We start from the raw sequence: 14,612 nt of genomic DNA on the forward strand, positions 1-14,612 counted from the left end.
CATGAAGTATCGTCGCTTTGAAGAACTGCCCGTCTGGCAGGATTCCGCCGGCCTCGCGCGGGCGATGTACGAGTTCACGTCAATAGAGCCTTTGCGACGCCATCCTGGACTCCGGGACCAGCTCGAACGCGCCGCGTTGTCGATCTCGAACAACATCGCCGAAGGCTTCGAGCGCGGCTCGACGAGCGAGCTGCTGGCTTTCCTGTTTATCGCACGCGGCTCGGCGGGCGAGGTGCGCTCGATGCTGCTGGTTATCGAAGGCTGGCCAACGCTGGACGATTTCAAATCTCAAATTTCAGATCTCAAAAACCGGAGCGAAAACATATCGCGGCAGCTTTACGGTTGGATCGAAAAGCTGAAAGAGTCGGATATCTCAGGGCAGCGTCATCTGGACGAAAAAGCGAGGACACGATACGCCGGGAAGCGGGATCGAGAAGAATTTCTAGAGCAGATTCGTCGGATCAATGAAGAAGCCGCGGAGGAGCGAAGAAAGTCCCGCAAACCGGAAAGCGAATCCTGAAGCCCTCTTTCGTTTGAAATATGAGATCTGAGATTTGAGATTCGCGAAGCGACACATGGACCGTTTTTTCTTCGCCGCCGGCTCTATCTCCGCCTTTCTCGCCGTCGCGCTCGGCGCGTTTGCCGCGCACGGGCTCAAAGGCAAGTTGACGGCGGACATGTTCGCCACCTTCGAAGTCGGCGTGCGTTATCATATGTATCACGCGCTCGCCTTGCTCGCCGTCGCGTGGGCGTCGACGCGCTGGCCGGGATCTTCCGCTACCGCCGCCGGCTGGCTGTTCATCTTCGGCACGGTCGTCTTCTCCGGCAGCCTTTACCTCCTCGCCCTCGGCGGCCCGCGCTGGCTCGGAGCGATCACCCCCATAGGAGGCCTCGCCTTCTTACTCGCATGGCTTCTTCTCGCATGGTCCGTCTGGCGCTGATCTGATCCGCCGATTCCCGCAAGAATGGAGTAATGAAGTAAAGGGGTATTGGAATTTGGGTTAAACCCATTACTCCATGACTCCATGACTCCACCACTCCAATACTACTCCAACGCACAGCCATCGTTATGGACATAACTCTCCACCTAGATTAAACTGATCCTACTCATGATCATCGGGGTCCCGAAGGAAATAAAAGAGGAAGAAAATCGCGTCGCGATCACCCCGACCGGAGTCGCGGCGTTCATCGCTCACGGCCATCAGGTGCTGATGCAAAAGGGCGCGGGGACCGGCAGCGGCATCCTGGATCGATCTTATGAAGGCGCGGGCGCGACGATCGTAGACTCCGCGGCCGAAGTTTGGCAACGATCCGATCTCGTGATGAAGGTGAAGGAGCCGCTTCGCTCCGAATACCCTTTTCTCCGCGCAGGGTTGATTCTCTTCACCTATCTTCACCTGGCGGCGAACGAGGAGTTGACCCGAATACTTCGAGAAAAAAAAGTCACGGCGATCGCCTATGAAACGATCCAACTGGACGACGGTTCGCTGCCGCTCTTGACGCCGATGAGCGAAGTCGCCGGTCGGCTTTCGCTCCAGGTCGGCGCCTGGTGCCTGCAGGCGGAGAACGGAGGGCGGGGAATTCTCCTCGGCGGCGCCTCCGGCGTGCGTCCCGGCAAAGTGGCGATCCTGGGAGCCGGGATCGCCGGCTCGAACGCTTGCAGAGTGGCCGAAGGCATGGGCGCCTATGTCAGCATTCTCGACGTGAATCCGTCGAAGCTCCGCTACGTCCACGATATTCTCGGCGGCCACGTCACGACGCTGATGTCGAACCGCGCGAACATCGAGGAAGAAGTCGTGGATGCCGATCTCGTGATCGGCACGGTCCTGATTCCGGGGGCGAAGACGCCGAAGCTGCTGTCGCGCGCGCTCATTAAGAGGATGAAGCCGGGAGCGGCGTTCATCGATATCTCGATCGATCAGGGAGGCTGCGCCGAGACCTCCCGTCCGACGACGCACCGCCATCCGATTTACGTCGAAGAGGAAGTCGTTCACTACTGCGTCACCAACATGCCCGCCATCGTTCCCAACACTTCCACCTACGCGCTCACCAACGCGACGCTCTCTTACGGGCTTCTGCTCGCAGACAAGGGAATTCCGCGAGCGCTCAAGGAAGACCGGGCGCTCGCCAAGGGCCTCAACACGTACCATGGGAAGATCACGCACGAAGGGGTGGCCGCGGCATTCGGACTGAAAGCCACGGCGCTGGCGGAGGCGATCGCAGCATGAGGCTCGTCACGCGCGCGGATTTCGACGGGCTCGCCTGCGGCGCCGTCATCACGCTCATGGAAGATACCGTCGATTCTTTTCTCTTCGTCGAACCCAAATTCATGCAGGACGGCATGGTGGACATTCGCAGCGGTGACATCATCGCCAACCTCCCCTACCATCCGAACTGCACGCTCTGGTTCGACCATCACATCACGAACGCGCCGGCGTGGGAAAAACATTCGGGAACGTCAGGAGAGGAAACCATCGTTCCCGGCAAAGGTGGATTCCGCATCGCGCCGAGCGCCGCGCGGGTCGTGTATGAATATTACACCACGGAAGACGTGAGGCGTGACCCTTCGACCTCGCTCAGGGTCATCCCCAGCCCATCGAAGGATGAGGCGAGAGACGAGAGTAAGATTCAAGAAAAGACTAAAGTGCTGGGATCAGAGCGGATCAAATACATGCTCGATGAGGCGGACAAGATCGACGCCGCAAAGCTCACGTCCGAGGACGTACTCCATCCGGCCGGATACGTGCTGATCTCGATGACGATCGACGGCAAATACGCCGAGGACGAGCCCTATTGGCGCCGGCTGATCGACTTGCTGCGCGACAAATCTTTAGAAGAGACGCTGAGCGATCCCGAAGTAAAAAAACGTTGCCAGACAATTCTCGACGTACAGGAGAAGTTCAAGAAAATCCTCCTCGAGCGGACGACGCTCAAAGGCAACGTCATTTTCACCGACCTGCGCGGCGTCAAGAATATTCCCGACGGCAACCGTTTTTTGGTCTACACGCTGTTCCCCAAGGGCAACATCTCTCTGAAAGTTGCCGACGATCTCCAACGACCGAACACGACGGCGATTTCCGTGGGCTACAACATCTTCGGCTCGACCTCCAAGGTCAACGTCGGCGCGTTGATGGAAAAGCACGGCGGCGGCGGGCACCGCGTGGTCGGCTCCTGCCGCGTGCCGAGCAGCGATGCCGACAAGCACGTGCAGGAGATCTTTGAAGAGATCAAAGAGTAGGCGTGAGGCGAAAGGCCCTTCGACGAGCTCAGGACAGGCATGAGGCGAGAGTTAAAAATTATCACGATCAAGAAAGCTCTTACACAGCTAAAAAAAATCAACGATGAAATTCGCTACACGTCCGTGGCGGAGGGGCGCGGCTTCAGTTCCGGCATCATCTCTTTCAGACCAAGAAAGCGCGCGGATGCGAAACAAATCGAGCACAGCGATCGCGACGTTCTCTGCCAGGTGCTCAAGGGACGCGGCCGGCTCAAGGTCAACGGCCGCAGGATCGCGCTCGCGCCGGGCACGCTTTGCCACATTCCCAAGCGGACGCCGCACGACTTCGCCGCGGGAAAAACCGGCGAGCTGGTGTTGTTCTATTCGCTGATCAAGACCGGCTGACTTCTCCGATGACAACCTTTAAACCCTTCAACCTTGATACCTCTTTTCGCCTTAGATACTTACTTTTGAAATGCTGAACAGAACGACTTCAAGAAAATTTATCGCGCCAAGACGCCAAGAACGCAAAGAAAGAAATATTTCTCTGGACTTGGCGTGCTTTGCGTCTTGGCGCGAGGCATTCTTATTCCGATTCTGTAAGCCAAATTCAAGGGGGAATTTCAAATATCTTTGGATAGTCGTTCCCCTTTTTTTGGCCTCCTGCTCCTCCAAGCTCGCCGTCGAGAGGCAGTACGTCCCGGCGCAGAACCTCATGGACATCGTCAAGGACTTCCAGCGCCTCGCGCGCGAGGACGTTTACCGCTTCCCGATCGCCAAGGACGTGACCGGCGTCAACATCATGAAGGCGACTCTCGTCCGCCTCGACGACTACGAAAGGAAAAATCCAAAACAATTTACCGACATCATCCAGTTCAGCCGGGCCGTCGCCTACGAGCGGCTGAGAGAGTATGAGCCGGCGCTCGCCAATTACCGCAAGGTCGCCGAGCTGGACGGCGCGCTCGGCGCCGAGGCGAAGAAAAATATCGAGGTCCTGGAATCGTTCAATAACATTCTGGACAAACCGCTTTCCACCGAGGACCCGTTCGCCTATATCAAAGGCCTCGACGAAAAGGTCGAGGCCTGGAATGAAATGGTCAAGCAGCATCAGGGCACGCCGTACGAATACCTCGCCCGCGTCGAGGAAGAGAGGATCGACCGGGCCAAGGTCGCCTTCGTCGAGCTAAACCGCTACCGCTTGACCGAGGGCAACCAGCTCACCATCCTGGCCTACAGCCAGCTCATCACCAAGCACCGCCAGAGCAAGAATTATTACCGCTATCTTCTGGACTTCGGCGACTTCTATCTCCGTCTGGCGCGCGAGTACACGGCGCAGAACGATCCCGAGGGTCTGGCGTTCGAGCTCCCGGTCTATGAGCAGCTTGCAAAGTCCGCTCTAAGGTTTTATACGGAAGTGGCGGACGTGGACGGAATCGTGGAGAAAATCGAAGCCCAGGGCAAGGTCGAGGCGCTGAGAGGACAGACGGAAAGAATCCGGAGACTCAGCCGGTGAGACGCATCTATAAACCTGCGCTGTTGTGCGCCTTGTGCATGCTGGCCTGGCTCGCCTTTGGCGGCGGGCAAATTGCGGCGCAAGAGAACCCGGATCTCGCCGAGCGGATTCTCAACCCTCTGCCCGAGTTCGATCCCTTCGACAAGCCGCCTGCCGCGCCGCAATTTTTTCCCGACGAGGTGGACAAGCGCGCGCGCGCCGCAATGATCGGCGCGCTCACCGGCAAGAGCGAGAATCTCGCGGACGACCTCCGCTTCTTCACCGAGCGCGACGCCCGGCTGAAAAAAGAGCGCGGCACGATCACCGGCCTTACGGATCAGGTCCGCGATCTCACCAACAACACGATTCAGGATCGCGAGCGCTATCTGGAGGCGCAGCGACAGGCCCTCACGTTCGTCGCCTCGCCGCAGCACAAGCAGCTCATCGAGTCGCGCATCAAGAACGACGACTTGAACCAGGCCAACGAGCAGCTCAAAAAGGCCGCGCACAACAAATGGGGCGGCATCTTGAACCGCATGCTGACCTCGGTGGACCTGGCGAACGTCGCCACGGGAAATTACATCGGCGCCGGCGTCGATTCCGCCATGCAGCAAATCGTTTTCCTGGGCTCGTCGGAGATGCCGACCGAAGAGCGCCGCGCGCTCGCGCTGCTCAACGAGCACGTCAAGCGCCACCCCGACGATCCTAAAAATCCCGAGATCCGAAAGCAGATCGAGGCGCTGGAAAAAAAGAAGCAGCGCTTCCTGGCCGGAAAGCAGATCGACAAGGCGGAGGAGGCGATCAAGAAAAAAGATTTTTCCAAGGCCGAGTTCCATTACGAGGTCGCTGCCGTGATCGACCCGCTGTCGCGCCCGGCGGAAGCGGGCCTCGGGAAGCTGAAGGAGCGCGCCCAGGCGGAGGAGCAGGAAAGAAAGAAAGCGCTTGCCGGAGCGCCGTCCAAGCAAACCGCCGCCGCGCCTGAAGACCGCGGCATGCAAGATAGGACGGATCTTCTCTACGCGCTCACGCTGCGAGATGCGGAAAAAATTCAGTCCCAGGCCGCGGCGCTGGAAAAGAAGCACCGCGGCAAGCCGGCGGCCGAAGCGGCGCGCGACGCCGCCGCCGTCGGATTGGAGATCAAAGGCCGGCACGAGGACGCCAAGAAGATTTTGCGGCAGGTCGCCGACTCGAACGCGCCGCACGAGCGCCGGCGGGCGCAGTCGCTCCTCGACAGTCCGGATTATAATCTGCTGGCCTCGTTCGAGCGGGCGCGCACCGAGCGGAGCCTCGACACGGTCAAATTCGTTCTCCTGGGCGACGACTTCCTCAAGAAAAATCTGCTCATCGGCGTCGCGCCGCTCGCGGCCGCCGGGCCGGCCGGCGCCGGCTCGGTCGCGGCGGCGAACGTCATGATCATCGGCACCAATCTCTTTCAGGTGCTGACCAACAACCCGATCTCGCACCAGAACGTCGTCGATAAAGGAGTCGACTACATCCGCAATCACCCCGAGTCGGCAATCGACGTCTACAGCGTTCTCGCCGGCGTTTACGAAGACGCGGGCATGTACGACAAGGCGATCGCTTATCACGAGATGTCCGGCAAGGCCTCGGAGAAAAAACTCGCCGACCTCAAAGAAAAAGCCGCGAAAGAGCTGCTGCAAGCCGCCGCCAAAACCGGCGACCGCGGCGCGCAAGAACACTACTTGAAACAGATCCTCGATATTTATGAGGACAGCGAGGCCGCCAAAGACGCGATGCAGCGGCTTTCGCGCATGACCAAGATGGCAAATCAGGGCCTCAGGATGAGCAAGAAATTTTTGCTGGAAAACCCGGACCTTTACGGCGCGCAGGGACTGGCGCTGAAGCCGTCCCTCTTCGACGGCAACTTGAGCAACATGGAGCTGGCGGACAAGGGCGTGAGCCTTATCGGCGACAACGAGGTGCTGCTCAATTACCAGACTCCCTGGGGCGTGCGCAGCCAGGTCTATCGCATCAACGACGACACCAGCAACCGTTTTCAGATGGCGGTGAGACAACGAAACTACGACCTGGCGATGGCGGACGTGGACACGAGAGCGAAGAACAGCCAGGGCGGAATAAAAAACGTGCCGCGCGCGCTGCTCGCGGGCAACCTGGCGAAGAAGCCGTCGGAGACGGACACGGGCGACACCACGCTTAGGTTCGTGCGCGAGGTCGGCGCGCCCTCGACGGCGACCTCCCCTGGAGGACTCGACACCCATCTCCAGACGGAGGCCGAAAGAGATCCCACCACGAGATTCAAGCTGCCGCCCATCCAAGGCAGCATCTCGGCCAGCCAGTTCAACGTCACCGGCGGGCTGCCCGCCGGACTATGGGGCGACAAGCTGATGATCGGCGCCGATCAAGGAAGTCCTTTTGCCGGCGTGCTGCTCCCGATTCCGCTGCTGCAAGGCTTCATCCCGGTAGATTTCATGGTTCAGGGCCGGCCGGGCCGCGTTTCCCTCTTTCCCAAGATCCACCTCTCCCAGGACAAGGGCAACGATCAGGAACTCTTCCGCTGATCCGAGCTATGTCGCAGCCGTCCACCTGAGGGTTTCTTGCTTAAAAAAACTTTCGGCCGCGGATTCGTCTCCATCGTCGCCGGCCTCGTCCTGTGGGAAATTTTGACTCGCCTCTTGCTGGAGAACGAGCTTCTGATCCCGCCGCCGAGCAGCGTCCTCCGCGCTCTTATGAAATTGGCCGCGAGCGGCCAGCTCAACAAGCACCTCTCCGCAACGCTCTTCGAATTCACCTGCGGCTTCGGCACGGCTTGCTTCGTCGGCATTCTGCTCGGCTATCTCATGGGCCGGTATAAATGGTTCGACGACGTCATGGATCCGTGGATCGCGACGCTCTATTCCGTTCCCGTCATCGCCTTCGTGCCTTTCATTATTATCTGGTTCGGCATCGGACTTTTCTCTAAGGTCATCGTGGTTTTCAAGATCACTGCCGTCGCGATCATGCTGAACACCGCGGCGGGAATCAAAAACATCGACCCCACGTTCCTGGAGCTCTCGAAATCCCTGCGGCTGAATCCGTGGGAGACCACGTTTAAAGTCCGCCTGCCGGCGGCCATGCCTTACATCATCACGGGAATGCGACTCGGAGTCGGCCGCGCGCTGCTCGGAGTGATCGTCGCCGAGCTGATGGCCGCCAACGCCGGATTGGGCTATATGTTGCGCGACGCGTCGGAGACCTGGGACAGCCCCAAGCTCTTTGTGACCGTAGTCCTCCTGGCGGCGTTGGGGATGGGAAGCTTCACGTTGATAAAAAAGGGCGAGCAGAAGCTCGCGCCCTGGCGCGAGACCGCCGAGTGGTGATCATGAGAAGCTTGTTGAAGCCGATTTCGGTGCTGGCCGGCTTCGTCCTCTGGCACGTCCTGGCGACGCGCGTCGTCAACGACGCGACTCTTCTCGTTTCGCCGCTGGTCGTGGTCGCCAAAGGCTATGACATGCTGTTCGTCACCGCGGATCTCTACCCGCACCTTTACGCCAGCTCGTGGATTTTTCTCCAGGGCATGCTTCTCGCCACCGTAGTCGGCGTCCCCATCGGCTTTGTAATGGCGCTGAGCCCGGTCGTGAGAGACTATTTGACGCCGTGGATGACCGCGCTCTACACGACGCCGCGCATCGCCTTCGCGCCCGTCATCCTGCTCTGGTTCGGCATCGACCTCTTGTCCAAAGTCATCATCGTCTTTCTCGGCTGCGTCTTTCCCATTCTCATCAATTCCTTTTACGGAATGAGAGTGGTGAGCCGGGAGTTTGTCGAGGTGGGCCGTTCCTTCCGCCTGTCTCGCGGCAGGCTCTTCCTAAAAATTCTGTTGCCCGCATCGGTCCCGTTCATTCTGTCCGGACTACGGCTCGCCGTCGGCCGCGGACTCACCGGCGTGGCGATCGCCGAGTGGTTCGGCGCGACCGAGGGTTTGGGCTACCTGATCTTCTTCGCCGGGCAGACGCTCAACATCCCCATTCTCTTCGTCGGCGTGGCGGTCTTCGCCATCCTCGGCATTCTCGGTTTTCAGTTGCTCAGAATCATCGAAGACTTCGCCAGCCCGTGGAGAAAGGAGCTGGCGATAAAATAGTTATGGCCGGGCCCGTACTTGAGCTGAGAAATCTTACCAAAGAAGTGCCGACCGGGAATCAACACCCGTTCGTCATTTTCAAGGACATCAATCTGACCGTCAGAGAGGGCGAGTTCGTCAGCATCGTGGGGCCGAGCGGCTGCGGAAAAACGACTCTGCTCCGCGTCATCAACGGCCTGCTGCCGCAGTCCGGCGGACAGATATTCCTCGACGGCAAAGAGCAGAGCGGCGCCGGCAACGATCTAGTGATGGGGTTTGTTTTCCAGGGGGCCTCGCTGCTGCCGTGGCGCACGAGCCTGAAGAACGTTCTTCTCGGCGTGGAAGGAAGAAAATCCTCCAGGGAGGCGGAAGAGACCGCGCGCCGTTATTTGAACCTCGTCGGGCTCTCCGGCTTCGAGAACCATTACCCGCATCAGCTCTCCGGCGGCATGCAGCAGCGCGTCAATCTGGCGCGCGCGCTGGTCGTCGATCCGAGAATTCTGCTCATGGACGAGCCCTTCGCCGCGCTCGATGCGCAGACGCGGACTTTCATGCAGTTGGAGCTGCTGAGAATCTGGTGGCAGACGAAGAAGACGGTCATTTTCATCACCCACATGATTTCGGAGGCGATCCTGCTCTCGGACCGCGTCGTCGTCTTCAGCCATCGTCCGGGGCGCGTGCGTTCCGAGTACGCGGTCCCGCTTGCGCGCCCGAGAAATCTCGATATAAAATCCGATCCTCGCTTCGTCGAGCTGGAAAACGTCGTCTGGAAACAGATCGAGGAAGAGGTCAAGGCCGCCCGCGAAGGCGGCCCCATCTAAGAAAGATGGAGTGCTGGAGCACTGGAGTGATGGAGTAATGTTCAACGGAGGTTTTATGGCATCTCACAGCGTAAAAGTTTGGATTTTCATCTTCCTACTGCCTATCGCCTACTGCCTACCGCCTTCTTCGGAAGCCGGCGAAGCCGGCCTTCCCACCGTCCGCTTCGTCCAGAGCGGCCGCACCGCGTCGAGTTGGCCCCTGTTCGTCGGCGAAGAGAAGAAGTTCTTTCAAAAAAACGGAATTTATCTGGAAGAGATCATCATCCGCGGGGGCACCAACGTAACACGCGCCGTTCTTAGCAATACGATTCCCATCGGGCGGATTAACCCTGACTACGTGATCGACGCGATGGAGAAGGGCGCGCACGTAAAAATCGCCTCGGGCGCGATGGAAAAGTTGCCATACGATCTCGTGGGGCGCCCGGAGATCAAGAACGGCGCGGCCCTCAAAGGAAAAACGATCGGGGTCGATAGCCTTACCGGCGGGACCACCCTAATGCTTTGGGAGGTAACGGAAAAAGCGTTCGGACTAAAACAGAATGACTACAAGCTTCTCGTCGTGGGAACCTCGCCGGACCGATACGCGGCCCTCAAAGGAGGCTCGGTCCAAGCTACTTTCATGGGTCCTCCGTTCAATTTGCGCGCGGAGAAAGAGGGTTTCACAAAACTCACTGACTTCCATAAGTATCTCGGCCCTATCCAATTTGTAGTCCAGTTCGTCCATGACGATTATCTCAAATCCAACCGAGCCGAGGTTGTCAAGGTCTTAAAGGGGATGGCTGAGGCGACCCGGTGGCTGTACGATCCCAAAAACAAGGAAGAGTCCCTGGCCATTTACGTCAAGCTTTTGAAGAGCACACGAGAAGCGGCTGAGGCTGATTACCGCTACATGATCGAAGAGTTTAAACCGTTCCCAGTCGATGGCGCTATTAACAAGCAGGCGATTGAAAAGACCTTTGATTTGAGGGAAAAAGCGGGAAGATACGAAGGCAAGAAAGCCCCTTCGTATACCGGCTATGTCGATATGACTCTTGTGGAGGAGGCTAAAAAGCAGCTTGGATGGAAATAATTTTGTCGAAAGGTGCACCTATGAAAATATTTTTCCAGACCGTGACGTTGATCGCGCTTGTTCAGCTCTGCGCTTCCGGTAAGCTCCCGGCTCAGGAACTGAAGAAGATCAGAATCGGGTATCCGTCGTTGAGCTTCCGGCAGAGCAACGTCTGGGTGGCAAGAGAAGTCGGCCTGTTCAAGAAATACGGCCTGGACGTGGACCCGGTTTTTCTTCGCGGCGGGCAGATCGCGACGCAGGCGCTGGCCGGCGGCGATCCGCCGATCGTGAACATCGGCACGGTGGTGCAGGCCAATCTGACCGGCTTTAGCCTCGTGCTCGTCGCCGCGGTGGAGACGCAATACGACCAGATCGTGTTCGCCCGCCCCGGCATCGCCAAGCTGGAGCAACTCAAAGGAAAAAGATTCGGTATCAGTGGGTTTGGATCCGCGACTCATTACGCTACGCTTATCTTGTTGAAGCACCTGAACATCGATCCCAAAGACATGACGCTCCTGCCGACCGGACCCGACGCGGAACGGCTCGCCGCCATGATCGCCGGCAAACTCGACGCCACCCTGTTCACTTCTTCGGCCGCGGCGCCGGCGAGAAAATCCGGCTTCGTCGAGCTGCTGCAGATCGGTGACCTGGGAGTCGAAGTCCAGGGAAACGGTTTCGCCACCTCGCGCGATTACGTAAAGACCAATCGCGACGTGGTCAAAAACGCGTTGAAGGGATTCGTCGAGGCGATTTATTTCATTTATGCCAACAAGAAAGAGACCCAGAAAGTTTTCGCCAAATACATGCGCACCAACGATCCGGACGTGCTCGAAGATTCGTATAACGGCTACATCAAGTCGATCCCGAAGAAGCCCTATCCGACGCTGAAGGGCATCCAATTCATGCTCGACATGCTGTCCGAGAAGATGCCGCAGGCAAAAAACGCCAAGCCGGAGCAGTTCGTCGATTTAAGCTTTCTCCAGGAGCTGGAGAAGGAGAACTTCTTCAACGAAATGGCAAAGCGGTACCCGACGAAATAAAGGATGAAACCGGAAAGCCTGTCCTGAGCGGAGTCGAAGGGATGAAAGCTGAAATAAGAACGACGGAGGAAGTATAATGGCAACCAAAGTAATTCAGCCCAAGAGTTTGTCCGATCCGCGGCCGAGATACTCGCAGGGAATTCTCGCCGAGGGCGGCAGGCTGCTTTTCGTCGCCGGACAAACCGCATCCGATAAAGACGGCAACGTGGTCGGCAAAGGCGACATCGAAGCGCAAACACAGCAGGTCTTCAAGAATCTGCGCGCGGTGCTGGAAGAGGCCGGCGGATCGCTCGACAATCTGGTCATGACCACGACGTATATCACCGACCGAAAGTATCGCGAGGGTTATAACAAGGTGCGGATGCAGCAGTACAAGAAGAATTCGCCGACGAGCACGCTCGTCATCATAACGGGACTCGCGCACCCGGATTACCTGATCGAGATCAACGGCATCGCGGTGCTGTGAACGGAGTTTAGCAACGTTTCCGTTCATGCTTCGACAGGCTCAGCACGAACGGGACACAGCGGACTCCGCACCACCACAATCCGTTCACCCTGAGCTTGTCGAAGGGTTCTCCAAAAATGAAGGTTACCGTCCTCGATGACTACCAGCACGCGTTTGCAAGCTCCCCGGCGATCGAGCGGCTGCGGCAGAAGGCGCAAGTAGAAATCTTCACCGAGAAGTTCGCGTCCGAAGAAAAATTAATTCAAGCGCTCAAGGGATCACAGGCGATCATTCCGATCCGCGAGCGAACTAAGTTTCCCGCTCCGTTGCTCAAGGCTCTCGCCGATCTCGAGATCATCGCCCAAACGGGAAACCACGCCTACCACATAGACATGGAAGCGGCGACCGCCGCGGGAATCGTCGTCGCGATGGCTCCCGCCGGCACCGGAGTCACAGAGCTGACCATCGGACTCATGATCGCCGCGATGCGCCGCATCCCGCAGAGCGATCAGGCGATGCGCCGCGGCGAGTGGCCGTTGGTGCTGGGCTACGTTCTCCGGGGGAAAACTCTCGGCATCCTGGGTCTTGGCAAAGTGGGCGCCGAAGTGGCACGCATCGCCCAGGCCTTCGGCATGAGGGTCGTCGCCTGGGGACCGACACTGACAAAAGAGCGGGCGGAAAAATCCGGCGCGGACTACATGTCGCTGGAAGAAGTCATGAAGACCAGTGACGTCGTGTCCGTTCATCTCAAGCTGTCAGATCAAAGCAAGGGATTGCTCGACGAAACGAAGCTGCGCCTCATGAAAAAACCCGCCTACCTCGTCAACACGGCGCGCGGCGCGATCGTCGACGAGGAGGCGCTGGCGAAAATTCTCCGGGAGCACGCCATCGCGGGCGCGGCGCTGGACGTGTTCGTCGAAGAGCCTTTGCCGGCGGCGAGCCCGCTCACGAAGCTCGACAACGTCGTTCTCGCGCCGCATCTCGGCTGGCCGACTGACGCCGGCTTTCATGGTTTTGCCGAACACGCCGTGGAAAATATTTTGAGCTACATGGACGGCAAGCTCACACGCGCGGTCAATCCCGAGGCGCTCCAGCGCCGCAAAAAACCCTCACCCCTACCCTCTCCCTGAGGGAGAGGGCGAGGGTGAGGGAATTGCATTCGCTGATAGTTGATCGCTCACAGTGCGTCGATTCTCGTTTTGTACAGGCTTCGGTTTTCTTCGTCGAGAATTTCGACCAGCATCTGAGACGGAGCGGCTTCGGGGTCGATCGTGATCATGGCATAGTTGAACGTCTTGTTGGCGAAAAATTCCACGCTCTCGGAGTAGCCGACGCCGAAAACGTTCAGCTGCGCGGCCAGCGGGCCCGTCACGATCTCTTTTAGGCCCAAGCGGCCCGGGATCCGCGCCACGGCGGCGTAATGCAGGTCGGCGCTGACAAAAACGACGCCTGTGATTTTTTTCTCCTCGATCCATCGCATCACATCCGACCGTTCGCGCGCATACGCCTCCCATCGGTCCCGGCCGCCGCCGTAAAAAGGCACGGGCGTCGCTACAATCTTGAACAGGGCGGATGACCGCGCGAGCCCGTCCAGGAGCCATTCTTTTTGCCGGCTTCCGAGCATCGTCCCTTTGGCGCGCTCGCGGTACTGCCTCCCGTCGAGAAGAAAAAGCTCGAGCGCCCTGCCCCAGCGAAACGAGCGGTAGATGCGATTCGGTTCGCTGCCATCGCGGCGCACCGGCCAATAATCCAGGAACGCTCGTTGCCCGATGGCCGCCAGGGGATGGCCCGCTTCATAGTTGTCCCTGACTTCGTGATCGTCCCAGATGGCGTAGACGCTGGTCTCGGAAAACAGCCTTTGGCTCGGAGGATCGTCGCGATTGGTGCGATACTTCGACCAAAACTGGGGAAGTTCGGAGGCTATGAAGTTGCGGTCGGCGTAAATCGTGTCGCCCAGGTGAACAAAAAAATCCGGCCGCTTGGCGCGGATTGCGTCCATGATGGTGAAGGGTCGGTAGCCTTCGCGCGTATCTCCGCCAAAACAAAACTTCACGACGGCCGTTGCATCCGCTGTCGGTGCCGTGACGAATTTTCCCACCAGTCCCGGCTTTTTTCCGGCAACCGCGGCGCGGTAGTAATAAACCGTAGCGGGATCGAGACGGCTGAGCAGGAGCTTCGCGGTAAAATCGGAGTCGCCGGCGACCCGTATCGGGCCGGCGGAAGCAGATGAGACAAGCGTCGCGTCCTTACCGTATTGGATTGAAACCGAGCTCTCCGGTTGGGCGCGGAGCCAGACGACCGCTCCGTCCGGCGTCACGTCGCCCGTGACGTATCCAAGCGAGAGACCGGTGTCGGCATCGAAGCGGCCGGCGGTTCCCAGAGCGCACGCCGACGCGCCGAATGCAAACGGAGCTGCCAGGCCGGCTTTGCCCGCTAGTCGAAGGAAGGCGCGTCGTGAGAGTTGCATCGCG

At 58.8% G+C, this 14,612-nt stretch carries 15 protein-coding genes; 14 read left to right on the top strand and 1 reads right to left on the bottom strand.

What is annotated here, in order from left to right:
• From VGL70_11300 to VGL70_11365, 14 genes are all read left to right on the top strand, one after another.
• A partial coding sequence (locus tag VGL70_11300) for a four helix bundle protein (protein HEY3304108.1) occupies positions 1–520 on the top strand: 520 nt, incomplete at its 5' end.
• Between the two features lie 55 nt (positions 521–575).
• A complete protein-coding gene (locus VGL70_11305; protein ID HEY3304109.1) occupies positions 576–941 on the top strand; it encodes a DUF423 domain-containing protein in 366 nt (121 codons plus the stop codon).
• 168 nt (positions 942–1,109) lie between these two features.
• Entirely contained in the window at positions 1,110–2,228 is a 1,119-nt protein-coding gene (gene ald / locus VGL70_11310; protein ID HEY3304110.1) for an alanine dehydrogenase, read from the top strand.
• Positions 2,225–3,238 (top strand): hypothetical protein, encoded by a 1,014-nt coding sequence (locus tag VGL70_11315; GenBank protein HEY3304111.1) that lies wholly within the window; start codon positions 2,225–2,227, stop codon positions 3,236–3,238. The genes ald and VGL70_11315 overlap by 4 nt, the downstream gene beginning before the upstream one ends.
• Before the next feature lie 39 nt (positions 3,239–3,277).
• The gene (locus tag VGL70_11320; protein ID HEY3304112.1) at positions 3,278–3,622 is read left to right on the top strand and encodes a cupin domain-containing protein; all 345 of its coding nucleotides are present in this window, start codon (positions 3,278–3,280) and stop codon (positions 3,620–3,622) included.
• Positions 3,623–3,872: 250 nt separating this feature from the next.
• The gene (locus tag VGL70_11325; protein ID HEY3304113.1) at positions 3,873–4,730 is read left to right on the top strand and encodes a hypothetical protein; all 858 of its coding nucleotides are present in this window, start codon (positions 3,873–3,875) and stop codon (positions 4,728–4,730) included.
• Entirely contained in the window at positions 4,727–7,249 is a 2,523-nt protein-coding gene (locus VGL70_11330; protein ID HEY3304114.1) for a hypothetical protein, read from the top strand. Before VGL70_11325 ends, VGL70_11330 begins: the two co-directional genes overlap by 4 nt.
• A 36-nt stretch (positions 7,250–7,285) precedes the next feature.
• Positions 7,286–8,047 carry an ABC transporter permease gene (locus VGL70_11335; protein HEY3304115.1) on the top strand — a complete coding sequence of 254 codons (762 nt, stop codon included), beginning with the start codon at positions 7,286–7,288 and terminating at the stop codon, positions 8,045–8,047.
• A gap of 2 nt (positions 8,048–8,049) precedes the next feature.
• Complete coding sequence (locus VGL70_11340; GenBank protein ID HEY3304116.1) at positions 8,050–8,808, top strand: ABC transporter permease; 759 nt, start codon at positions 8,050–8,052, stop codon at positions 8,806–8,808.
• 2 nt (positions 8,809–8,810) lie between these two features.
• On the top strand, positions 8,811–9,608 hold the full coding sequence (locus VGL70_11345; protein HEY3304117.1) for an ABC transporter ATP-binding protein: 798 nt from the start codon (positions 8,811–8,813) through the stop codon (positions 9,606–9,608).
• 55 nt (positions 9,609–9,663) lie between these two features.
• The gene (locus VGL70_11350; protein ID HEY3304118.1) at positions 9,664–10,677 is read left to right on the top strand and encodes an ABC transporter substrate-binding protein; all 1,014 of its coding nucleotides are present in this window, start codon (positions 9,664–9,666) and stop codon (positions 10,675–10,677) included.
• Positions 10,678–10,697: 20 nt separating this feature from the next.
• Complete coding sequence (locus VGL70_11355; GenBank protein ID HEY3304119.1) at positions 10,698–11,696, top strand: ABC transporter substrate-binding protein; 999 nt, start codon at positions 10,698–10,700, stop codon at positions 11,694–11,696.
• A gap of 76 nt (positions 11,697–11,772) precedes the next feature.
• On the top strand, positions 11,773–12,162 hold the full coding sequence (locus tag VGL70_11360) for a RidA family protein (GenBank protein HEY3304120.1): 390 nt from the start codon (positions 11,773–11,775) through the stop codon (positions 12,160–12,162).
• 116 nt (positions 12,163–12,278) lie between these two features.
• Complete coding sequence (locus tag VGL70_11365) at positions 12,279–13,271, top strand: D-2-hydroxyacid dehydrogenase family protein (protein HEY3304121.1); 993 nt, start codon at positions 12,279–12,281, stop codon at positions 13,269–13,271.
• A 47-nt stretch (positions 13,272–13,318) separates the two neighbouring features.
• On the opposite strand, the gene VGL70_11370 is transcribed toward VGL70_11365, so the two are convergent.
• The gene (locus tag VGL70_11370) at positions 13,319–14,608 is read right to left on the bottom strand and encodes an alkaline phosphatase D family protein (GenBank protein HEY3304122.1); all 1,290 of its coding nucleotides are present in this window, start codon (positions 14,606–14,608) and stop codon (positions 13,319–13,321) included.
• Positions 14,609–14,612 lie beyond the last annotated feature (4 nt).

The organism is Candidatus Binatia bacterium, from assembly GCA_036504975.1.
In the GTDB taxonomy this organism is placed as follows: Bacteria; Desulfobacterota; Binatia; order UBA9968; family UBA9968; genus JAJPJQ01.